Source organism: Negadavirga shengliensis (genome assembly GCF_042652345.1).
GTDB classification, from domain to species: domain Bacteria; phylum Bacteroidota; class Bacteroidia; order Cytophagales; family Cyclobacteriaceae; genus Negadavirga; species Negadavirga shengliensis.
On sequence record NZ_JBHSJJ010000002.1, the window covers coordinates 274,420 to 299,154 of the forward strand.

Here is a 24,735-nt window from a genome sequence, read left to right on the forward strand (position 1 = left end):
AAATCCGCCGTTTTTATTTATGAAAATGAATATGGGCCAACTCGAATCCATTCCACATTCCTACCTCACCGCTCTTGTCTTTAAAAACAAAATAAACGTCATGCACCCCACTGAGATCCTCTAATGGAAATTTTCCTGATTCGGTAAAATCATTCGGTTTGCTTGCATCGGCCTGGATGGATTTATTTGCTTCAGGATCATAAACAAACGTAGAGAGGGTTTTACCGGTTGTCGACTCTATCCGGCACTCCAACACCCCTTCCAACCTGGAAAAGTAGGTATAGGAGATCTCTTTTAAACCTGTCAAATCTATATTTTCAAATTTTATATAGGCCCCATCGGCAGTAAACCTGACTGTCTCCTCATTGAAGACCGCAACACCTTCAAAACTGTCACAGCTGACAGCCGGCATCCTGTGGTTCCTAATGACAAAGTCTTTCGTGGCCATCAGCGGCCCGATTTCGCCACTTCCCTGGTCCTCATAGGCTGCTGAAATGAGGTAACTGCCGCTATCGGTTTTGGAAGGGGTAAAAGCACCTTTTGGGGACACCCGCTCGCGGCTGTCCTCAGCAAGGCTCAATATGTATTTCACCATTTCACTCGCTTCCTCCTCCCTGAGTTGGGGATGGGCCGACATGGCCGTTTCTCCCCAGTTGCCACTGCCCCCTTTGATGATTTTTCCGGAAAGTAAGGCAACAGAGGCATCATCATTGGGATACCTTTCCGCAATTTCCATATAGGTGGGCCCAACGGATTTTTCCTGAATGTGGTGACAGGCTTTACAATCATTCTGGTTGATCAATTCATACCCCCCAAAAAACGCGGTGTTTCCTGAAACTTCATCCGTGTTTTCCATGCTTCTTTTCAACATAGCATGATTTTTATAATAAGATTGCCTTACGGCTACCGATGAAGGGGAAATGCTACCTGAAGCGAGGCTGCCATCCTCGGCGTCTTCTACTTCGATCTGATATTCAAAAGGCTCTCCGGGCCAGTAAAAACTGGTATTTCCCGGGCTTGTCATGGAAATCGCAGCCGGTTCATTTCCCACCAGGATGCTGGTCACCGCCTGGGACTTAAACCCTTCCTTATCTTCCACGGTCAACAAAACCTCATACTCCCCCGGTTGATCAAAGGTGTAGTTAATTTTTTCGGAGGTAAATTTTCCGGAACTTAATGTCCACAAAAACTTCAATTCATCACCCTGATCGGGATCATACGCATCCTCCGCGCTTAATCTGACGGTCAACGGGGCGGCCCCGGCGGTTTTGTCCACTTTTATTTTGGCCACAGGAGGCCTGTTGCCATAGACATATTCAATTTTGGATAACCTGGAATCCTGGTTTTTTGAAAACCAAAAAGTGCCGTATTCCAGCACATAAAGTGCTCCATCCGATCCCAGCTCCAGATCAATCGGATGGTTAAACTGCTCTTCCGCCATGAATGGCTCTATTTCCCTGATGGTGCCGTCTTCATGAAAACTGACCACATTCACCCAATCCCGCATCCATTCAGCGATAAAAAGTTTCCCATCAAAGTATTCATGGAGCTGAACTGGCTGCTTGCCTTTGGTCTGACCTACCAGGTCGCTGTAATAAACAGGGCCTATAATCGGTGATTTGCCCCCGGTTCCCAAATGGGGAAAAACCTCCGAGGAATCATAGGAATACCATATCAGTGCCCCCTGCGCAGGCGGCAATTCTCTCCTTCCCGTATTATTCGGGGAATCATTTACCGGACGTAGGGGATCAAAAAACGGTCCGATTTCTTCTGTGGCAAAATCAAAATCGGCATAGGGTTCATTGTCACCTGCAAAGTAGGGCCACCCAAAAAAACCGGGACCCGTGGCCCGGTGAAATTCATCATAACTGATGGGACCTCTGGCTGGGTTGTCCTCCGTATTTTGTCCCACATCACCCCAATACAGGTAGTTGTTTTTTTGGTCCACTGTAATGCGGTAAGGATTTCTGCAGCCCATGGCGTAGATCTCCGGCCTTCCTCCTGAACCGTCTGCGGGAAAAAGGTTACCCTCCGGGATCGAATAGCCTCCTTCTGGCAGCGGTTTGATTCGCAATATTTTGCCCCGAAGGTCATCAGTGTTGGCGGCCGTCCGCTGGGCGTCCCAATATTCCCTCCCAGGCCTTTCATCTATGGAATTGTAATATCCCGGATTGTGGGGATTGGTATTGTCCCCCACCGCGATGTAAAGGGTTCCATCAGGCCCAAAGGCAAGTGAGCCTGCAGAATGACAGCATTCTTCCCTTTGGGTGGGAATCTCTATCAGTATATTTTCTGACGCTTTATCCAGTTCCGTTTCTTTAAAAACAAACCTGGAAACCCTTTGAATGGGCTTGTCTCCTGGTGGTGAGTAGAAAAGATAAATAAAGTGATTGTCTTTATAATCCGGATCCAGGGCCAAGCCCAACAAGCCATCCTCCAGATCGTGGAATACCTCCAGTTCGGCAATGGTTTTTAACTCCTCTGTTTGAGGAAAAAATAACCTAATGGCCCCTTTTCTTTCTATAAAGAGTATGTTCAGATCGGGAAGTACAGCCAGCTCCATGGGTTCATCCAGCCCAGCCGCCAGTTCGGTCTTCTGTAACCGGGAGGGATCAAAAGCCTGATCAGACTCCCCTTTTCCCCTCAATTGGGAAGTCAGGTAAAAGCCCCCAGCCGCCACGATGGCCACGATAATAATTATCCAATATTTCCGCATGTATAACAATCATCAATTTAAGGACAACAATATAATGGGTTTTGCTTCAGGTTTACAATAGTTACCCTATTTATTAACCCTCAGAATTTTAAACAAAAATTTTTCATTGAGCACTACAAATCCAAAAAAGCCATCTTCTGAAAGGGCCAACCGTTATATTTTTTTAGCTTCCTGTATTTATTTTCTATTTATATCCAGCTCCGTGGGGAGGTTAAATATTTCAATTGCCTCTTCATCTTCATATTTTTCCATAAGCCCAAGCAATCTTTCCTTCATTTCCTTTTCCACCGCCACGTAGGCTTCCTGTCCATACACATTATTCATCTCTGAAGGGTCATTTTCCAAGTCAAACAGTTCCCACGATTCCACCCTATTATAAAAACGCATGAGTTTGTACCTATCGGTTTTCACCCCAAAATGCGGAGAAACCGCATGTTCTCCATTTTCATAATAATGGTAATACAGGGCATCCCTGCCGCTGGCCTGGGAATTGGTCAACACCGGCAAAAAGGATTCCCCCTGCATGGCCGCTGGTATCTCTATGCGGGCAGCGTCCAAAATCGTGGGGGCCAAGTCAATATTCATCACCAGGTCATCCGAAATGCTGCCGGCCTCAATCACGCCAGGATACCTCATCACCATGGGGGTCCGGAAGGACTCCTCATACATAAATCTTTTGTCAAACCACCCGTGTTCCCCCAGGTAAAACCCCTGATCCGACAGGTAAATGACGATGGTATTATCCGCCAGCCCATTCCCGTCCAGATAATCCAGTAACCTGCCGATATTCCTGTCCATGGAAGCGGCTGTAGCCAAATAGTCACGCATATACCGTTGGAATTTCCATTCGGTCAGTGTCTTTCCGGTCAAATCTGCATTTATCAGGTCCTTGTGTATTGCCCTGTAATAGGTATCAAACTGATCTCTTTGGGCGGCGTTCATGCGGGTTACATTGATGTCCCTGGTATCTTCCGGGTACATCTTAAGATCATAATCCAGGAGCATGGTTTCCGCTATGCTCATGTCCTGCACTTTGGCCGCTTCCCGGCCTTCATAGTTATCGTAAAAGTTATCAGGCAAGGGGTATTGTATATCATCAAACCTGCCCAAATCTTCCAGATCAGGCATCCAGGTCCTATGGGTGGCTTTATGACCGACTATCAAGCAAAATGGACTATCGTCATTCCGGTCATCCAACCAACGCTCCGCTGCATCCTGGATTAGATCGGAGACATATCCCTCTTTTCGCACCGTACTGCCATCCATTTGGATAAAATCAGGGTTATAATAGTGCCCCTGGCCTGGCAGGATTTCCCAATAATCAAAGCCTTTCGGATTCTTGCCCAAATGATACTTGCCTATCCATGCGGTCCGGTACCCGTAAGCCTGCAGGTGGTTGACAAACTGGTCCTGACCGGAATCGTAAAAAGAGTTTTCATTGTCCTTATAGCCGTTTTTATGGCTGTATTTCCCCGTCAAAATGGCCGCCCTGCTGGGTCCGCAGATAGAATTGTTGACATAAGCCCGGTTAAAAATAACCCCTTCATGAGCAATACGGTCTATATTTGGGGTTTGCGTCAGGGTGCTTCCGTAAGCACTGATGGCCTGCTGGGTGTGGTCATCAGAAAGAATAATGATGATGTTGGGCTTTTGGTATTCCTCCCCGGGAGTTTTACAGGAAAATATCACCAGGAGACTCCAGATGAAGGCAACTATTTTATTCATTCTTAAAATATTTATTGATCAAAAGGGAAATTAAATAAAACCTGCCGGATTTATGGTAAAACACGTGATATTTTAGCTGCTTTAAAAACGGATCCGTCCGGGATATAACAAAGGTGTGCTTCAGAACGGAATGCGAAAAAATTCAAAACCATGCCTGGAACCAGACATGGTTTTGATTACTCTTTAATATTTTATATTAATAAAGCGGGTTTTGAACCAGATTAAAATTCCTGTTCATTTCATCCAGTTTTATAGGCAGAAAATAAGCCCTGTCCTGCCATGCCCTGTCCTGAACTTCGATGACCGTATAAGTAGGGTCTGGAGAAGTAGTATTATCCGGTAAGAGTTGATATCTTACCCTTACCCCCTTGGCATTGGTATAAACTTCCGGGGCGATCATCCACCTTCTCACATCAAAATACCTGTGGTCTTCGTATGCCAGTTCCACACGCCTTTCATTCCGGTACCTTTCCTTGAGCGCATCTCCGGATTCGGTAACGGGTGGCATACCTGCTCTTTCCCTGATCATATTCAGGTAGGTTTTAGCTTCCCCTTCTTCTCCCAATTCTATACAGGCTTCCACATAATTCAGCAACACCTCTGTGTACCTCATAATTCTCCAGGGAACTTCCTGCCTGAAATATTGATGGTCTACAGTAGGGTCAATAAATTTTTTAAGATAATAACCTGTATAAGTTCCGTTCCAATCTTCGATTGGCCCCTGACGGGTATCAAGGCCATGGACAATTTCAACCTGTCCTGTAGACGCATTGTACCTTTCCCACTGACCCACCTGAATGATCCCATCGGGATCGGAATCCCTTAGGTTTACCGGCCGGGGTCTCCACTGTGCTCCCTCATGAAGGAAGGTAGCATAAAACCGGGGGTCCCTGTTTTCATAGGGAGCGGCTGCGTGGGAAGGATTATTCCAATTGAACCTGGAGCCGTCAGCCATTTCAAAATCATCGGCCAACTGACCGATCGGCGTGTTTCCTCCCCAGTTGTGATAACCGTTAGGTCCGTTAAACAGCCCTGGATCACCTATATCCCAGTCCTCATTGACTCTCTGAAGCATATACCGTACGTAAATATCTTCCGAGGTCTGTTTTGCCACGAAAATCTCTCCGAAATTTTCCGAGGGATCCCCGCCGTTGTTGTGCAGGGAGTAAAGTCCCAAATCCATTACTGCCTTGGCAGCATCTTTTGCCGCCCTCCACCTGCTCATCTGATCCCCTTCGGTATAGCTGATCAGTTCAGGATGCGCATAACCCTGTGCCCAAGACGGATTATGGTAAAGATCACTTGCCGCATATAAGAGTGTCCTGGCTTTAACCGCCAGTGCAGCTCCCTTGGTAGCCCTGCCCAACTGATCCCCGAAATGCTGGGTAGGAAGCAGTTCCGCCGCCTTATCCAATTCTTCTGAAATGAACCGGACTACTTCCGCATAACTGCTTCTGGGCGCCTCATAATCTTCTCCCAAACCATAAGCCTCTGTAATCAGAGGGACACCTCCATAAATAGAAATCAGGTTATGGTATATAAAACCCCTCAGAAAGTGTACTTCTCCTATCAACCTGTTTTTAAAATCCTCATCATCAAAATCCGCCTCACCTATTTTATCCATAAAGATATTGCATGCCCTGATTTGTCTGAATCCATTTGTCCAATTGATTTGCTGGTACCTCCTCCCTGTCCAGAAATTCTCATCCCAGACACCAAGGTAACTTGGATTGATGAGGTTCTTGGTAGCATTGCTGGTTTCCCAATCCCAAACTGCCATGGACTCATCTACCAAACTGGACATCATCAAGGCATGAAAACCATGGGGAATAGCAAAATAAATGTTATTTACAAAGGTTTCGATAAGATTGGGATCATTCCAAACGGCACCTTCCGCAAATTGATCCAAAGGTTCCCTGTCCAGGTATTCCTCACTACATGAACTCACCCATAACGTCAAGGCAAGAAAACAAGTTATGATATTATTTCTATTATTCATTGTCTCAAAAGGTTAAGGTCAAACCGGTATTGATTACGCGCTGCAGCGGATAACTTTGACCGCTGGCACTGTCAGATTCCGGATCGAAATTCTTCAAATCCGGAGAGTAAGTAAGCAGGTTAAATCCGCTGAGGTACAACCTGAAGTTTTGAACCCCAAGTTTTTCGGAAACGAATGCCGGCAAATTGTAACCCACTTCCAGATTTTTTAACCTGATGTAGTCCGTACTGTGCAACCAGAAAGTATTTCTTTGGTTCATCCAGTATTCGTCCGACCGGTTAAAAGTTCTGGGGTAACTGGAATCCGGGTTTTCAGGAGTCCATCGGTTTTCTGCAAAATCCCTCAGGAAATTCCCTATTTCGCCAGATTCAGTGTTCACATATCGAACGGCCCCAGCCGCTCCCTGGAAAAGAACGGCCAGATCAAAGCCTTTCCATTGCGCACTCAGGTTTAAGCCTCCAGTAAATCTTGGAATGTTGTTTCTGTCATTCCGAACCCGGTCGTTGGCATCGATTACACCATCTCCATTCACATCTGCAAAAATGATATCCCCCGGTCTGGCACCTGGCCAATGAGGTGTGTTATCAATTTGTGCCTGATCCCTGAATATGCCCACGGACTGGTAATATAAATCTTGGTTCGGATTGAATGGATTGGTGGGAATTGGCCGCCCAGTTGTCTGCTGGTACTCCGGTGCCCCTGGTGATTCATCCCAAAACTCCACCCTGTTGTAGGCGTACCCAGCGTTGGCCGAGATCTGATAAGTGAAATCACCGGCATTACCGTTGTAAGTAGTGATAAAATCAAATCCACGGTTGGAGACCTCTCCGATATTCTCCCTTGGCAAGGTTAATCCTGTGGAGGCAGGAATGGAAGCGTTTCTCCACCATAGGATCTGGGATCGGTAATTGTAGAAGAAATCAGCCTCCATGGTCAGCCTGCTATTGAAAAAGCCCAATTCGATCCCTGCATTATACTGATCAGCGACTTCCCATGTGACATTGGGGTTGGGAATCCTTAGCTCCCGCAGTGCCTGGTGTTCCTGATCTACCCCAAAAATGTAGGGGATATTGCCAAAACCGTAGGAGGCCATGTACTGCCATTCATCAATACGGTCATTACCCGTCTGTCCATAAGAGGCCCGGATTTTGAAATGGTCGGCATTGGGCATGGAAGATTTCCAAAAATCCTCTTCTGAAATTCTCCACCCCACTGAAATCCCAGGGAAAAAACCGAAGCGGCTGCCTTGTGGAAAAATATATGAACCATCATATCTCCAAACAAACTCCGCCAAATATTTCCCCCCATACTCATAATTGAATCTTCCGAAGTAATTGAGACGGGCATTTTGGTAGGCAGAGCCACTGTTGTCCCGCTCTGCATTGCCACCGGCAAACATCTGGTCAACAGCGGTGGAAACAAAAAATCTCCGGAAGGCGCTCAGATTATTTCCAAAACCTGTTCTGGATTCAATCCCAACCATCAACCGCATGGAATGATTCTCGTCGAAGTCCTTATTGTAGTTCAACATTCCATTGACCAGTACATGCCTGTCAGCACCCATGTTTTCGCTGAGCCTGGGATCATTGAAGCCTCTTTGACCTCTTACCAACTCCGGAGTTCCGTCAGGTGTGTAAGTGTTGCCATCCCAGCTGTATAAAAACCAAGGGGTTTCAAACCGTTTTTGCATGGTAAAAGTCTGATCAAAACCGACATTCCCATTAAAGGAAAGCCCTTCAATCCATGGCGCATCGATGTTTAACCTGAGTGTGGTCTGAAGGTTATAAAGGTTTCTTAAATCATATCCCGTAGCATCCGTGGTAATCACTGCGGGATTATCTCCATACTCAATATCAGGTCCGGGACTTCCATCTGGCCAATGGGCATGCATATTGGGCTTGCCCCTCATGATCATTCTAAAAATATTTCCGGCTGACCGGGTGGGGAAGTTCCTTTTTTCCTGTCTTCCCGCAATGTCAAAACCAATTCTCACATAGTCACTGATTTTGCCATCCAAATTACTTCGGAAGTCATATTGATCGTATCGCGTGGCACTGTTGTAATAGTAACCATCCTGTCCTTTAGCTCCCAGCATTAGGAAATAATTCACGCTTTCGTTGCCTCCCGAAGCTGTAAGGGTGTGATAGGATTGTGGTGCCCAAGGTCTTAATACCTCTCCAAACCAGTCAGTATCCGGATGTAACCAGGGATCCGTGCCCACTCGAAAATCATTGATCTCTTGCTCAGAAAATCGGGGAGGACGATTTCGGTAAGTGTCTATTTCATTCAGCATGGTCAGGTATTGCTCCGCATTGGCCATTTCCGGGAGCACTGTGGGCTGGTTCCAGCCAAAATTGCTGTTTAACTCGATCACAGGCTTGCCGGTTTTTCCTCTCTTGGTGGTAATCAGGATTACCCCGTTCGCAGCCTGGGCACCATAAATGGCAGCCGACGCATCTTTCAAGACAGTGATGCTTTCCACACTATTAGGATCAATCCGGGCAAGAGACCTGCCAGGGATACCATCCACAACGACCAGCGCACTGTTGTTTCCCAAGGTATTTGTGCCTCTGATTCTGATAATTGAGTCATCGTTGCCCGGTTCACCGCTCCGGGTGACAGAACTTAAACCCGGTAGCCTTCCCACAAGGCTGTTGCTCACATTGGTAACCGGTGCCGTCCTGATTTCATCACCACCGACTGAAGTTACCGAACCTGTAAAAGTCACTTTTCTTTGTTCTCCATAACCCACAACCACTACCTCATCCAACGCCCTGGAATCCATGATCATTCTCACACTCAGTACACTGGAAGTCCCTACCGTAATCCGCTGGGTTTCAAATCCCACAAAAGAAAATACCAAAACCGCTCCTTCATCGGCTTCAATGGAAAATTTGCCATCGATATCGGTCACTGTACCGATAGGGCTGCCCTCTACAATTATGGTGGCTCCCGGTAAAGGCTCTCCTTTCTCATCAGTAACCAATCCCGTCACAGTGATCCTCACCACCTCTTCTGACAAAGAAGACTCCTCTTTTTCTTCCCCAATGTTTTCTTTCTTTCTTACATGTATATTTTGGTTCATCTGCCGGAATTCCAATCCTGTTTGTGCGGCAATGGATTTTAAAACCTCGTATACACTCTGTACTTCTCCGCCGGCATTTACTTTGGGAATATTATTCAATTCCTCGGCCGAGTACACAAAATTGAATCCAGAAACCCGTTCTATCCGGTTAAAAGCTTTTTTAACATCTATATCCTGAAGGGAGATCTGAATCATTACATCTTCTATATCCTTGACCTGTGCATTGCCATTATTTCCAAAAAGGAAACTCATGGATATGCACTGAACAAGAAAGGCATAAGTAAATAGTTTGGTCATATGAATGACAAATCGTATAAGATTTTTCATATCTTTACTCTGTTTAATTAAGTCTTTTTATATGGTTTTGATTAAACATTTTCAGGAAAACAATGGACAAATCATTGTTTCCGGTACCATGGTCGGGGATGTTGGCGCATCCCTGGCTTTTTTACATCATTCACTGGTTTTATCATAGGCATCATAGGTTTATTTTGGTTTAAATTTGATGGTGATTTTATCCTTTTGCATCTTATACTCAAATCCTGAGGCATAACATAATCCTTCCAACACGTTTGTCAGGGTCTCATTCTCAAACCTCCCGGAAAGCTTGACCGGAATAGGGGGCCTGTTAATGATTTCCACCTTCACACCATACCAGTTTTCCAATACCCTTACTGCCTCCTGCAAGGGGGTCTCCTGGAATATAATGGTCTTTCTGGTCCAACCCATCACAACTTCTTCATCAAAATGGCCCAAAGCGATCATCTGTGTAGGAAAATCGATTTTTAAAGCCTCCCCGGGCAGCAGGTTGATTTTCCGGGAGTGTTCCATGGCCACATCCACTTCTACCTTTCCACTTAGAAGCGATATATCCAGGTTTTCTCCTTTGTAAGCTTTTATGTTAAAAGAAGTACCCAGTACTTTCGTCTTGATCTCGCCGATATGCACCACAAAGGGTCTAAGACTATCTTTGGCTACATTGAAAAATGCCTCACCTTCAAGAAAGACCTCCCTGGTGTTCTTTTCAAAATGTTTGATATACCTGATCTGGCTGGATGAATTGAGCAAAACCACCGTACCGTCTGAAAGGGTTATCTGTGTCTTGATGCCCGGGGCAGTGGTTCTCTCCTCATATACCACCGGTATGTTGGTTTCTTCCTCTTGCTGTTCTTGGGTGAATGTCCAAAGTGTCCCCAATGTCAAAACGAAAAAAGATATAGTGGCCACTTTGAGCCATCGCATACCCATTTCCCCTTTGGGTCCTGTCTGTTTAGATTTTTCTATGACACTTTTGGATTGGAGGGGGATTATTTTACTTTCGCTTTCGTCCGCTTCGGGTAAACCGATATCCTTTTCTATGCTCTTCCACAATTGTGCATCCTCCTCCTCTTCCATTAAATGATTCTCAACCGAAAGGTGCCGTAAAATTTCCCGGCCTTTTTCTATTTCCCCCAATTTAGAGGGATATTTGGCTAACAATTCCTCCCACATCAGATTGGAACCGGCATCCGGCCGAAGTATCCATTTTCTGAAAGAAGGGTCAAGCACAAAATCTTCTGCGGTATATTTGGATATATCCATTGAAGCATTTTTCAGATTCAAGTATATAAGGAACGGCACCCTTAATATCTATCCAATAAAAATTTTTTTTTTTGAAAAAATACATTGTTTAAAACAAACAAGCTGAAGTATTGCGGATCAATCAAAAAAAACTTATCAATTAATGATATATTTAAAAAATAATCCTTTAAATTTTGAAGGCAACTGACTACCCCAGACTTTTCAGCAGGCAAACCATTTGATAGTTAAAGCCTACCTTTTATATCAGCATCATACCCAAAAAGAACGTAGGTGCGAGGTGCTTTTTAAGCCGGCCCAAAGCTTTCCATGCCAAGGTATAAACGGACTGAACATGGATGCCCATGATGTCAGAAACATCCTCATAAGATAATTCTTCAAAAAACAAGTACCTAATTACTTCTCTCTGTCTGCCCGAAAGCCCGGCGATGGCCTGAGAAACTTTTAGCCGCTTTGACTCATCTATCGCATCCTGACCACTGGACACATCCTGATATTCTATGTATAACAAAGCCTCAAAATGGTCCAGTCCTTCTTCCCGATAACGCTTCTTGTCCTTTCCGATTTCTTTATGAATTTTATTGCTTAAACATTTGAACAAGTATCTTTTGACATTATCAGTAGCTTTGATACACTGGCGATAATGCCATACCTCCACGAATACATCATGGATACAATCTTTGACAAAACCACGGTCAGGCTTGATGGTCATTCCCAGCTTAAACAGTTCTTTTGAGTATTTGCTGTATAGGGCTTCAAGGCCATACACATCGCCTTCTTTAACCAATTCCCACAAAGACAAATCACTGTGCTTCCCTGCGGGAAACTCTTCTTGATTTCTTTCAGACAGCATAAGTTTTTGGATTTATCGCTTTCGAAAAATAAGTATTTTACGCGTAAAAACGAAAAAACATCTTCCAACATCATCTAGAAATGAAAGAATATTACACAACCTCTTTATTTTAAATAATAATTCCCCTCTCTTTCGCTTAAGCATAAATTTTCCAACGTATCCTGTCAAGATGACATTGTATGCCATCTTGACTTATTAGTACCCGGCACAACAGCCTCAATAACTCCGTAAAACCCATATGGAACTGGATTTGATAATGTTTTTATGGATTAACTGTAGCAATAATTTATCGGCATACGTCATTGAAGGTGACTCCGGAAAATGTAAAATCTTGAACAACCGGGGCTTTATAATTATCATTTGTCTTTGGATATATATTAGACCAACTATAAATCGAATGATGACTATGAAAACCAGGATGTTGTTACCGCTATTGGCTGTGATAATGCTTTTAACTGCCTGTGCACCGGGAGTGGTGAGACAAGGCGAAGTGGGTGTCAAAAGGAAATTTGGAAAACTTTCAGATGAAATTTATGGCCCCGGGATGTACTTCTACAATCCTGTTTTTGCCAGATTCATTAAAACACCCGTAAGAACCAATAATCTGGAAGTATTTTTAAACCTTCCGAGTAAAGAAGGGCTTACAATCCAATCAGAAATTTCTATTCTTTACCGTGTACGGGAAAAGGACATACCCAAAGTAATCACCGAGGTGGGGGAAACCTATGAGATGGATATGATACTGCCTGTTTTCAGATCAGCTGCAGCAGACATTTCCGCCAGGTTTATGGCCAAAGACATGCACACTGCCGAAAGGGCCACCATTGAAAATGCCATCAAAGACAGAATGGATGAAGTGTTGGGACACCGGGGCTTTGAAATTGAATCTGTCCTGATGAAGAGCATCCGCATGCCTGCGGGTTTAAGCAGGGCCATAGAGGAGAAACTCACTGCCGACCAGGAAGCGCAAAGGATGGAATTTGTGCTGCAAAAGGAAAAACTGGAAGCAGAAAGGAGAAGAATTGAAGCAGAAGGTAAAAGGGATGCCCAAAAGATCATCGCGGAAGGGCTCACCAGGGAAATCATTGAATTGAGAAGCCTTGAAACATTATCGGACCTCGCAAATTCCTCCAACACAAAAATCATTATCAGCGATGGAAAAACCCCCTATTTTGTTAACACGGGGGCAGATCCCAAACAATAAGCAGACTTTAGGACCCCGGGACAAGGGCTTTGTCACCGGGGCTGGTTTCGAAGGTTTTCTGGATGTTTGTGTAATCAAATGTTGTCAAAATGAAAATGCGCAATTATGCTCAATCATTGGCCAGCGTTACCAGTACCTCTTTGTTCTTAACTTTCCTACTATGGAGTTTCGGTAATCAAGATTGCCAAGCCCAATATTTTGGGCGAAATAAACCCAAATACAAAAAAGATGTGGCCTCTCTGGTGGAGTCTCCTCACTTTGATATCTACCACTATTTGGACAATGATTCCACCGCTAAAAGATTGGCTGAATGGCATGAATGGTGGTATAGCCGGCACAGAACCGTTCTGGAAGATACCTTCCATACCAGAAACCCAATCATCTTCTACAACCACCATGTCGATTTCCAACAGACCACTGCAATAGAAAGCTTTATAGAAGTAGGAACAGGTGGGGTGACCGAAAGCCTCAAAAACCGTGTGGTAATGCCATATATGGAAACCCACGCACAAACATCCCATGTCATTGGCCATGAAATGGTACACGCATTCCAATACCGGATACTCTCTAGTATAGACACTTTGGGGGTGGCCTCCATCAGGAATATCCCACTTTGGATGATAGAAGGAATGGCCGAATACCTCTCCTTGGGCAGAAACCATCCCCATACCGCCATGTGGATGCGGGATGCCGTCCTGCATAACAATATCCCCACCTTAAAGCAAATGAGTCAAGGGCATGAATTTTTCCCCTATCGTTATGGCCACGCTTTTTGGGCCTATGTGACAGGTATTTGGGGAGAAGAAATCATCAAGCCGCTGTTTCTTACCTCCGCTGCTGTGGGATATGAAAGGGCCATTGAAGAAGTGTTGAAAATCACGGAAGAGGAATTTTCAAAAAGATGGGCGGACCAATTAAGACAGCACTATACACCCTTAATGGCAGATACTACCGAAATGGTGGGAAGGGAATGGTTCACGCCTTCCAATGCAGGCCATCTCAATATTTCCCCTGTCTACAGCCCGGATGCCCGATACATGGCCTTCATATCGGAAAAGGAAGGGCTTTCGGTGGACATTTTTCTTGCAGAAACTGCAAGTGGAAAAATCATCCGGAAACTGTCCTCCGGCCTGGACAATTTCCATGTGGACGATTTCAACTTTATAGAATCTGTAGGCTCTTTCTCACCCGATGGCCGCCAATTCGCCTTTATAGTTTACAGTAAGGGCAAAAACCGGATTTTAATAGTGGAGGTAAAAAGCGGCATGACGATAAGGGAAATTGAAATTCCAGGCCTCAATGCTTTTAACCATATCAGTTGGTCTCCCAATGGACGTTATTTCGTAATGTCTGGAATGCAGAACGGCCAGTCTGATCTTTATTTATATGATATGGAAAGAAAAAGTCTGAGGCCCCTGACAAGTGATTATTATTCTGATGTGCATCCAGCATGGTCTCCTGATGGAAATTGGGTGGTGTTTTCTTCTGACCGGGGAGGCAAAAACGACCATGGAAGGTTTATGTTTCAGGGATTTAATGTATGTCTTTTAGATATACATTCCGGAGAAATAGAAGTTTTGGACCTGTTTCCCGGGGCCGATAACCTCAATCCCCAGTTTTCCGTGGATGGAAACATGATTTACTTTTTGTCAGATGCTGATGGCTTCCGGGATTTGTATGAATACAGCCTGGTCCGCCACGAGGTGTTTAGACTTACCGGTTTTTTTACGGGAATCAGTGGGATCACTACCCTTGCCCCTGCCCTTACCGTTGCCAGAAACAATGGCTGGATCGCTTATTCTGTGTTCAGGAATGGGAAATATTCGATATACCGGGCAGATCCGGCTGATTTTTATGTAACATATAAAAATTCAAATGGCCAGGTCTCCGAACTTCATGCAGCCGTTCTTCCCCCCTCACATAGTGTGCCGATAGTACGGGCTCAGGAACGGTTAAATGCGGCCTACAGCATGACCCGGGTTGCAGGTAACCACCAAGAGATCCTACCCAGGCCATTTAAACACCGCTTTCAATTGGACTATATAGGGAATACCGGGGTGATCAACATCGCATCAGGAAGGTATACTTCCGCACTGGCAGGAGGTGTAAATGCATTATTCAGCGACATATTAGGAAACCACCAACTGTTCTCCGCTGTTTCTCTGAACGGTGAAATTTTTGATATCGGTGCCCAATTGGCCTATGTCAACCGGAAAAACCCCATCTTCTGGGGAGGGATTCTTTCGCACATTCCCTATCAATCCGCTTCATCTTCCATATTCCCTGACACCCTAATGGTGGCTGATGATCCCCTACCGGTAACGAACATGGCCATTGATAGGTTAAGAACCTTCGAAACCAGAGCCGGAGCCTTTGGCATATACCCACTGTCAAAAGCACACCGCTTCGAAGCTGGGCTTTCCTTGACCCGGTACCATTTCAGATTGGACCGCATTAACAACTATTACTATCAGGGTTATATGGTAGCTGAATCCAGGGAAAAGCTCCCTTCTCCGTCCGGATTCAATATGGGGCAGGTAAATGTGGCTTATGTAGGAGACAACAGTGTTTTTGGAACAGTGGGACCACTGAAAGGAAGACGTTTCAGATACGATGTGGAAAAATATTTCGGAGCGGCAAACTTCCATTCTCTATTGGCCGATTATAGGGAATATTACCGCATGAGACCCTTTACACTGGCATTTAGGGGATACCATTTCGGCAGATATGGGCAAGATGCCCAAAACGCCATATTACCCCCCTTGTATTTGGGCCAGCCTTCACTGGTAAGGGGTTTTACCGGCAATTCTTTTAACATGAACAATGTCAACCTGTTTGGTGAATTTTCCCTCAACCAGTTGGTGGGAAACAAACTGCTGGTAGGCAATGTGGAATTAAGATTACCCTTTTCGGGACCGGAACGGATATCCATGATCAAATCCAACTTTTTTCCAACCGAACTGGCCCTTTTTGTGGATTCAGGATTGGCTTGGGACAACAGGGGCATCATGAACCAACCCATACCCGGTCAGGATCAATTTGAATATCGCCGCAGGCCGGTTGCCAGTGCCGGACTCTCTGTCAGAGCCAACCTGTTGGGATATATGGTGGTGGAATCCTATTATGCCTTTCCCTGGCAAAGAAACCTGGGGGCGGGGGTGTTTGGACTTAATTTCCTGCCGGCTTGGTAAGGTCAAAAACAATCTGACTTATTCGGGGAACAAAGCAGAAAATCATTGATGTTTCCCTGAAACACATTGCCTATTAAAGGTATAATTATGCCATCCCCTAAATACGGCTGAAACACAGTAAGGCCCAACGAGAGAATATACTTCATTTCTTCACAGGCGGCTTAGAGGGTCTTACCTCGATTTTACTGGGCAATGTCCTTGGATCCAGTTTAAACAAACTGACCACCATTTCCCCAATGTCCTCTATTTGTATTTTCCACGCATCCGCCTCGCTGACGTCACGGTTATTGAACCCGGTGGCCACTGAGCCAGGCATAATGGTACTCACCCTTACACCTTCTTGACGTAGGTCAAGCATTATGGCTTGGGTGAAACCGGTAAGACCAAACTTACTCGCATTATAAGCGGATCCTCCTGCAAAAAAATTGGTGCCTGCCAAACTGGAAATGGTAAGAAAAAACCCATTGGTGGCTTTCAAAGCTTCTACGGATGATTTGATGCTGTAAAACACACCGGTCAGGTTCGTATCAATCGTTTCATGCCATTGCTCTGGGGTGAGTTCCTGTATGGGCGCAAAATGGCCGACCCCTGCATTGGCTACGTAAAAATCGAGTTTCCCCCATGCTCCCAAAACATCCTGCATGGCTTTCTTTTGGGAATCAAAATCCCGGACATCCATCTCAAGCGGCAATATTTCCCCGTGCCCCTTTGCTTTGTCCCTGATCTTCTCAGCTGCTTCCTGGGCCCGTCTAAGAGAACGGCTGGTGATGGCCACGTTTACACCCTCTGCCGCCAATGCAGCCGCTATGCCAAATCCTATGCCTGCATTTCCTCCCGTAATCAGGGCGGTTTTATTTACCAATGTCATATAGTTTATATCTTGTTTCCGGATTAAAGATCATCATAAAAAATAAAAAAGACTGCCTCAAAAGTCTTTCACTGCGGCCGAAAACAATCCACCTGCATTTTAGTAGGCGCTGAACATGGGATAAGTCACCTTACCCCTTAAGTTCTTTGAATTTATCTATTGAATGTCTTGGCCAGTAAACTATGCTTTTGAGACAGCCTCACCCTTTGATTCAGGCTGTTCTATTTGGTTTTATCTTTGGCCTCAGACAACAGTTCCTTTCCCTTTGACTTGGTTTCCTCTGCTACCGACGCAATGTTTTTATTGATTTTATCTATTTTTTCATTCATTGCTTTAATAAGATGATTCACTTGACCATTGAGGTCATTCAAATACTCCTCTCCTTTTTTGGTCAGTTTTTTTCTTGTATCTTTTCCTTTTTCCGGAGCGATCAACAATCCTATCTGAACACCTATTGCCACTCCTGCCAGTGCGCTTAAAATTAATCTCGCTGATTTCATAATATGCTAATTTAGAGGTTTAAATAATAGAAAATATAATAAAAACGTACCACTTTCACAAGTGAAGAACTTTTTTAAGATGGCAGCAACTTCTATACCAAAAAGGGCAATTTTTTTAAGACTTCCAACTATTTATATCAACCTTTGTCATTAAGCTTTTCTGATTCTTCATAAATTTAAAGGTCAAAACATGAAATCGAGCATGACGAGATCGTCACACGGAGGGATGATTATCTATCATGCGAGATTCTCCCGGATCAAGTCCCCCGAAACCAGTTTGGGGCAGGCTGGGACAGGCTATATGACCATTGAAAAACAATTATAATCATATGAAATCGAGCATGACGGAATCGTCACAAACTGGGATGATTATCTATCATGCGAGATTCCATATGGCCTATTGAGAAAAAATTATAATCATATGAAATAAACCCAGGTCTTAGAAACTTTAGGGTCTTAATTGAAATAAAAATTAATTGGCGTGTCGCCCGTTTTTTTGTTTAATTGCAGGGAACATCATTTATTTCCAAGCAAAATGGTCAATTTAAACATCTCCCGGTTTTTGGCCCAGAGCCAGGTGTATACCCTGGTTATTTTTATTATTTTTCTCAGTTCCCTTCATGTGCCTGTTCAAGCCCAGACCTTTAAAGTCCACAGCCATAACGATTATATCAGGAACATCCCCTTTTGGGAGGCCTATGCCAATAATGTGGCTTCTATAGAAGTGGATGTCATTTTGAAGGATGACAAGCTATATGTGGCGCATGAGGAAGCCTCTATCCACCCACGGAGAACACTTGAAAGTCTTTACCTTGAACCCATCCAGAAAGCCAGAGACTTGAATATCGGTCATCTAAACCCTTTTATATTGCTGATTGATTTCAAGACCGAAGCTCACAGTACGCTGGAGAAGCTACTGGAAGTCGTGGAACCATATCGTGAAATATGTACAGCTCAAAACGGGGAGGCACTCATCACATTGGTTATTTCCGGAAACCGGCCTGAAAAGCGGGATTATATAAAATTCCCCTCTTATATCTTATTTGACTATCAAAGTGTCAGCGACACATCTGACCTTCCTTTGGATAAAATCGCCATGATCAGTCTGAACTTCCGGCATCTCTCCAGTTGGGATGGAAAAGATGAAATAGACGAAAACGAAAAGATAAAACTGCTGGAGGCCATCAACATCGCGCACAGTCTTCAGAAACCCATCCGCTTTTGGGCGACTCCTGACACGCCCGCTGCCTGGCTGACCTTACATGAGATGGGGGTTGATTATATCAACACGGATGATCCATATGGCGCCACCCAATACCTTTCACGAAAGCTGGTAAACCACTGAAAAAAAATATATTCAATTTGAACTGAATTCACCGATATTTGCAAAATATCAATTCGTGGCATTTATAAACACCTTTTTCTTTCGTGGCCACGTTATTTGGCAGAACCAAATTAGCATGAACGGAGGCTTTTATTTAAACCCAATAAGCGATCAGTTTTAATGAAACCCAATGAGATCCTGACCAAGGAGAAACTGGAAAGCGATGAGACCTTTAAAATCTCCAGGTTCAAGGAAAAAATAAAAAAGACCAGACCCCATAAGCATGGAGGCTACTATGAACTGATCTTTCTGAATCAGGGGGAAGGATTCCATTGGATAGAGGAGGAAAGTTATCTGGTCTGTCCTCCCGATCTTTATTTTATGAAACCGGATCAGCTTCACTGCTGGCAATTCACGTCCATTCCAAAGGGTTATGTGGTGCTCTTCAAGGAAGCTTTTTTGGATCCTCTTTCGGAAGCGCCCCTTATTCGGCTCATAAGCCAGCTTAATGCGGTGAATCGGGTAAAACTGGACGGTATCATTGATCTAAATCCTGTTTTTGAAACCATTTTTGAAGTATATAAAAATGAAACACCCTATACCACAGACATAATTCTGGGTTATTTACGAAGTCTTTTTGCCATGATATTGAAATTTTCACCGGCGCAGTCAACCAAACAGATGGAGCCCATCCAATCACCCTATGACCGATTTATCCATCTGATACAAAAACATTGTCCCCATATTCACCAAGTCAGGGAATATGCCGGGCTGTTGAATATAAGTCCCCAAAACCTGAACGCATTGTGTAAAAAACAAAACGGATCAAGTGCAAGAGATCACATTTCCAGACAGATGCTGATTGAAGCCAAAAGAAACATTCTCCACACCGACAAAAGCATCAATGAGTTGGCCGATCATCTCCGCTTCAATGATGCTTCCTATTTTGTGAAATTTTTCAAAAAACATACCGGAGAAACTCCTTTTCAATTCCGGGAAAAATATTTTGAAGGAGAGAACAGCGCTAAGACTTAAAGTATGAAATCCTATCGGATCACTGCTGATTTTCACTTTTTTTATACTTCCCCGGTTTCAATTTTACCATTTTCCAAATCTTTTTTACCATAACGCCTAAATATATACAAGCTAGTTTTGTATGCGTGAATTATGAATTATTCTTTCATCCAGTAACTTATGTATAAACAAACCGCAACAGGTTTCCTCTTGCTGCTGCTTTCCTGGCAACTACAGGCGCAAAGCCAACTGAAAGAGCTTCTGGAACTCAGCACGGCCAGTTACCCCGAGTTGCAGGCCAAGCGATGGGAAACCGAAGCTGCCGAAAGGCAGGTTCAATACGAGCGATCGGACTTCCTGCCCAGCTTGGATGGCTCCTATCAGATGGTCTACTCGACCAATAACAATATCACGGGCATGTTTTTTCCAGGGCAGATATTGCCTATTTCGGGCCCTCCGGTTCCGGAAAATACCATGGATTTCACTTATGGTTCTGCTGCTTCCCTGTTGATGAACTGGAGCCCTTTTACTTTTGGCAAAAGGGAAAGCAAAATCCAATCGGCCAAATTCAGTCAAGAACTCGCCCGACATCAGGAATCTCTCGCCATTCTGGAACACCAGGTGCGCTTCACGGAAGCTTATCTCAATTATTGGGCGGCTACATCCATGGCCCAGGCGGCTGAAAAAAACAAAGACCGTTATGAGTCCAATTTGGCTTTATCCAAAACACTCGTGGATAACGGCCTCAGGCCGGGAGTAGACTCTGCACAATTCCGTTCTCTCTTTGTCCGTTCCAAAATCGACTATCTCCAGGCCCAAAAAACCGCCGATAACATGATGGCCAGGGTACGGGAACTTTTGGGTGAGGATCAAATGGCGATTGGCCTTGATGCCAATTTAGAACGGCAGCTATCGGTTCAGGTGGAGGAATCCGGAGGAAATCACCCACTTTTACAGCGTTCGCGTACCCAAATGCTTTTGGCTGTAGCTAAAAAGACCGAACTCAACCGTTCTTTGATGCCAGACTTGAACCTCTGGGGGACCGCCTTTGCACGGGGATCGGCTATTCAATTTGAAGGCGGTTTCAATCGTCCTATGGACGGGCTTTCATTTTCCCGGTACAATTACGGCGTGGGATTTCAGGTGGCGGTGCCCATCCTACAATTCGCCAGAACTTCCAAATTGGTCCAAAGGCAAAATTCCCTGATTTCTGCTGCGGAAGCTTATGAAATGCAGGTGGACAGGGCCTTGGAAAAGGACCGGACCGTTGCCAAGGTCACTTTGGAAAAGGCATTGGAAGCAGCGCAGATGGCACCGGAATATGCTCAGGCTGCCGAATATAGTTACCAAGCCCTGCAAGCCCGATATGATGCCGGCCTGATCAACCTGAACGAGTTGGTGCAGGGCCAGGCGGATTTGGCCAGGGCCGAGGCTGAAAGCATCAAGGTCATGACAGAAATGTGGAAAGCCCTGCTGTATTATGCCGCAGTAAGTGGTGATATGGACTTTTTTTTAGCTCAATTACAGGAATAAGATGAAACTAATTGAAGGAGCTTTAAGCAAACCCATTACAGTCATGGTAGCGGTATTGGCCATAGGCGTTTTTTCCTATCTGGCCATCCGAAACATGAAGATTGATATTTTCCCCACATTCGGTTTACCGACGATCTACGTGGCGCAACCCTACGGAGGGCTTTCCCCTGATCAGATGGAATCTTTTGTGACCAACTACTACGAATACCATTTTCTGTATGTCACAGGTGTGAAATCCGTGGAGTCCAAATCCGTTCAAGGGAACGCCTTGATCAAAATCATATTCCACGAAGGTACGGACATGAGCCAGGCCGCAGCCGAAGTAGTAGGATATGTAAACAGGTCAAGGGCCTTTATGCCTCCCGGAACGGTCCCCCCTTTTATCACCCGCTTTGATGCAGGTTCGGTACCGGTAGGACAATTGGTATTTTCCTCTCAAACCAGAACCTTGGGCGAAATCGCTGATTTGGCGCTGTTCAATGTACGTCCTATGTTTTCTACCCTTCCTGGTGTTTCCGCACCTCCGCCTTTTGGTGGAAGTGCCAAGTCGGTGATTGTCAAGCTGGATCCGGAGAAAATACAGCGCTATGCATTTACACCGGATGAAGTGGTAAAGGCCTTGGCTCAGTACAACGTAATTTCCCCCGCGGGTAACTTGAGGATGGGAGATGAGATGCTTTTGACACCGACCAACAGTGTGGCCGAAACGATCACTGATTTTGAAAATATACCTCTTACTTTAGGAACAGGGGCTTCGGTGTATTTAAAAGATTTAGCCAATATCGAAATTGCAGCGGATGTGACCACGGGATATGCCTTGGTAAATGGTGCACGTTCGGTCTACATCCCAGTAACCAAAAGAGCCGATGCCTCCACTTGGGAGGTGGTGCAGAACGTAAAAGAAGCATTGCCCCGGATGCAGGCAGCCATACCGGATGATATTAAAGTCGCCTACGAATTTGACCAATCCGGCTATGTCATTAATTCCCTCAAAAATGTGCTTTTCGAAGGGGGCTTGGGAGCTTTATTGACAGGCATGATGGTCTTGCTCTTTTTGGGTGACCGAAGGGGGGCTTTGATCGTGATCATGACCATACCGATTGCCTTGTTGACCTCGGTGGTATGGTTGAATATGCTCGGTCAGACCATCAATATCATGACTTTAGGTGGGTTGGCGCTTTCGGTAGGTATATTGGTGGATGAAGCTACGGTGACCATAGAAAACATTCACAGGCACTTGGAAATGGGAAAAAGTAAAGCTTTGGCCATCTTGGATGGCTGTAAGGAAATCGTAACCCCAAAACTTCTGATCCTGTTTAGTATTTTGGCGGTTTTTGCACCGGCATTGTTCATGTCCGGAGTGCCGCAGGGCATGTTTTTTCCCATGTCCTTGGCGGTGGGTTTTGCCATGATTGCCTCTTTTTTACTTTCCATGACCTTTGTACCGGTCATGGCGGTATGGCTGATGAAGCAAAAAGAAAAGGAGGACGAAAATAGCCGTTTCAACAGGTTCAAGGCTAAATACCTGCAAAGGGTGGAATCTCTGGGAAAAAGGACAGCCCTTAGTCTGCTGGGCTATTTCGGAATTGCTTTCCTCCTTTTTATCGGGGGCTTCAGCCTGATTGGCCTGGACATCTTTCCCAAAGTGGATGCAGGTCAGGCGGTAGTCCGTTTGAGGCTGGATTCCGGAACCCGTCTGGAGCGAACGGAAGAAGTCACCCAGAAGCTGCTTTCATTGACCGAAGAAGTGGCGGGAAAAGGCAATGTGGATATCAGTTCTGCTTTGTGGGAACCCAGCCCTCCAGTTTCCCGGTCAATCTGATTCACCTTTGGACCAGTGGCCCCCATGAATCGGTAATCCGGATTAACCTGACCAAAAATGTAAATATCCCCATCGAAAATTTCAAAGAGCAGTTGAGGCAAAAAGTCAGGGAAGAGATACCGGAAGCAAAGATTTCTTTTGAACCCGGAGATCTTGTGGACCAGGTGATGAACCTAGGTGCCAATAATCCCATTGAAGTGGCGGTTCTGGGCAAAAACCTGGAACAATCCAATGAAATTGCCAGAACGCTGCGCAACCGAATGGCAAAAGAGGCAATTTACAGGGATGTGCAAATTACCACGCCCTTGGACTATCCTACCATGAAAATCAACATTGACCGGGTCAAAGCGGGTCAATTGGGTATGACCGTGAAGGAAATTTCAGATGCCTTGGTGACAGCGACTTCTTCCAGCAGGTTCACCCAACCCAATTATTGGAGAGACCCTGTATCCGCGGTGGCCTACCAGGTACAGGTGGAATATCCCCAATACCTTGTTGGCAGCCCGCAGGATGTCGAGATGGTACCTATTGTCAATAATGGAGAAAGAAAGGTCTTTCTGAGGGATGTGGCTACATTTGAAACCATCCGTACACCGGCTGAATACGACCGGTTAAACCAGCAAAGGTTTATCACCATTTCGGCCAACATCCATGATAAGGACCTGGGTTCTGCGGTAAAAGTGTTGGACCGCGCCATAGAAGATTTAGGCGACTTGCCCGCAGGCGTTCAGATCCTGCAAAAGGGCCAGGTGGACCTGCTCAACCAGACGCTGCGGGAATTACGGTTGGGATTATTGATTGCCATTGTGGTGATTTTCCTGATGCTTGGTGCCAGTTTCCAGTCATTCAAAATTGCCGCGGCCACCATGGCCATCATTCCTGCGGTAGTGGCGGGTTCCATCATTTTCCTGCTGGTCACCGGACATACCTTGAATATCCAATCCTATATGGGGATGATCATGGCAGTAGGTGTGGCTGTTGCCAACTCCATTCTCTATGTGACCAATGCGGAAGATCTGAGAAAAGCGGGGGATACCCAAGCCCATTTCCATGCTTCGGCCAATAGAGTCCGGCCGATTCTGATGACGAGCTTTGCCATGATGGCGGGGATAACCCCAATGGCTTTGGGTTTTGGGGAAGGGGGCGACCAAATCGCACCTTTGGGCGTGGCCGTGATCGACGGTTTGTTTTTTTCCATGATCAGCACCTTGCTCTTCTTGCCATTGGTTTACCGACAAATGGTTGGGAAATACAGCTACAGCAGCGAATCCCTGAACCCCTTAGATAAAGACAGTAAAAATTATCAGTAATAATATTGAAACC

15 protein-coding genes are annotated in these 24,735 nt (G+C 45.2%); 7 read left to right on the forward strand and 8 right to left on the reverse strand.

The window, feature by feature from the left end:
- Nucleotides 1–13: 13 nt before the first annotated feature.
- From ACFPFU_RS04140 to ACFPFU_RS04165, 6 genes are all read right to left on the reverse strand, one after another.
- Complete coding sequence (locus ACFPFU_RS04140; protein ID WP_377061805.1) at nt 14–2,716, reverse strand: PQQ-dependent sugar dehydrogenase; 2,703 nt, start codon at nt 2,714–2,716, stop codon at nt 14–16.
- 177 nt (nt 2,717–2,893) lie between these two features.
- On the reverse strand, nt 2,894–4,441 hold the full coding sequence (locus ACFPFU_RS04145; RefSeq protein WP_377061807.1) for a sulfatase family protein: 1,548 nt from the start codon (nt 4,439–4,441) through the stop codon (nt 2,894–2,896).
- Between the two features lie 196 nt (nt 4,442–4,637).
- Nucleotides 4,638–6,440, reverse strand: a complete 1,803-nt coding sequence (locus tag ACFPFU_RS04150) for a RagB/SusD family nutrient uptake outer membrane protein (protein ID WP_377061809.1) — start codon at nt 6,438–6,440, stop codon at nt 4,638–4,640.
- A gap of 4 nt (nt 6,441–6,444) precedes the next feature.
- Nucleotides 6,445–9,852, reverse strand: coding sequence for a TonB-dependent receptor (locus tag ACFPFU_RS04155; RefSeq protein WP_377061811.1), 3,408 nt, complete (start codon nt 9,850–9,852; stop codon nt 6,445–6,447).
- A 159-nt stretch (nt 9,853–10,011) separates the two neighbouring features.
- Complete coding sequence (locus ACFPFU_RS04160) at nt 10,012–11,106, reverse strand: FecR family protein (protein WP_377061813.1); 1,095 nt, start codon at nt 11,104–11,106, stop codon at nt 10,012–10,014.
- 238 nt (nt 11,107–11,344) lie between these two features.
- Nucleotides 11,345–11,956 carry an RNA polymerase sigma factor gene (locus tag ACFPFU_RS04165; protein ID WP_377061815.1) on the reverse strand — a complete coding sequence of 204 codons (612 nt, stop codon included), beginning with the start codon at nt 11,954–11,956 and terminating at the stop codon, nt 11,345–11,347.
- Between the two features lie 406 nt (nt 11,957–12,362).
- Between ACFPFU_RS04165 and ACFPFU_RS04170 the strand changes: the two genes are divergently transcribed.
- Together ACFPFU_RS04170 and ACFPFU_RS04175 are read left to right on the forward strand one after the other, a co-directional pair.
- Nucleotides 12,363–13,160: a prohibitin family protein gene (locus ACFPFU_RS04170; RefSeq protein ID WP_377061817.1), complete on the forward strand. Its 798-nt coding sequence runs from the start codon at nt 12,363–12,365 to the stop codon at nt 13,158–13,160.
- An 89-nt stretch (nt 13,161–13,249) separates the two neighbouring features.
- Complete coding sequence (locus ACFPFU_RS04175; protein ID WP_377061819.1) at nt 13,250–16,351, forward strand: eIF2A-related protein; 3,102 nt, start codon at nt 13,250–13,252, stop codon at nt 16,349–16,351.
- 142 nt (nt 16,352–16,493) lie between these two features.
- Here the strand turns inward: ACFPFU_RS04175 and ACFPFU_RS04180 are convergent, their stop codons facing one another.
- A complete protein-coding gene (locus ACFPFU_RS04180; RefSeq protein WP_377061820.1) occupies nt 16,494–17,219 on the reverse strand; it encodes an SDR family oxidoreductase in 726 nt (241 codons plus the stop codon).
- A gap of 221 nt (nt 17,220–17,440) precedes the next feature.
- Complete coding sequence (locus tag ACFPFU_RS04185) at nt 17,441–17,719, reverse strand: YtxH domain-containing protein (protein ID WP_377061822.1); 279 nt, start codon at nt 17,717–17,719, stop codon at nt 17,441–17,443.
- Between the two features lie 535 nt (nt 17,720–18,254).
- Here ACFPFU_RS04185 and ACFPFU_RS04190 point away from each other — a divergent pair.
- The 5 genes from ACFPFU_RS04190 (at nt 18,255) to ACFPFU_RS04210 (ending at nt 24,722) form a co-directional block, all read left to right on the forward strand.
- Nucleotides 18,255–19,064, forward strand: coding sequence for a phosphatidylinositol-specific phospholipase C/glycerophosphodiester phosphodiesterase family protein (locus ACFPFU_RS04190; protein ID WP_377061824.1), 810 nt, complete (start codon nt 18,255–18,257; stop codon nt 19,062–19,064).
- 159 nt (nt 19,065–19,223) lie between these two features.
- Nucleotides 19,224–20,078, forward strand: coding sequence for a helix-turn-helix domain-containing protein (locus ACFPFU_RS04195; protein WP_377061826.1), 855 nt, complete (start codon nt 19,224–19,226; stop codon nt 20,076–20,078).
- A gap of 159 nt (nt 20,079–20,237) precedes the next feature.
- Complete coding sequence (locus tag ACFPFU_RS04200) at nt 20,238–21,590, forward strand: TolC family protein (RefSeq protein ID WP_377061828.1); 1,353 nt, start codon at nt 20,238–20,240, stop codon at nt 21,588–21,590.
- 1 nt (nt 21,591) lies between these two features.
- On the forward strand, nt 21,592–23,412 hold the full coding sequence (locus ACFPFU_RS04205; protein WP_377061830.1) for an efflux RND transporter permease subunit: 1,821 nt from the start codon (nt 21,592–21,594) through the stop codon (nt 23,410–23,412).
- Nucleotides 23,376–24,722 carry an efflux RND transporter permease subunit gene (locus ACFPFU_RS04210; RefSeq protein ID WP_377061832.1) on the forward strand — a complete coding sequence of 449 codons (1,347 nt, stop codon included), beginning with the start codon at nt 23,376–23,378 and terminating at the stop codon, nt 24,720–24,722. Before ACFPFU_RS04205 ends, ACFPFU_RS04210 begins: the two co-directional genes overlap by 37 nt.
- Nucleotides 24,723–24,735 lie beyond the last annotated feature (13 nt).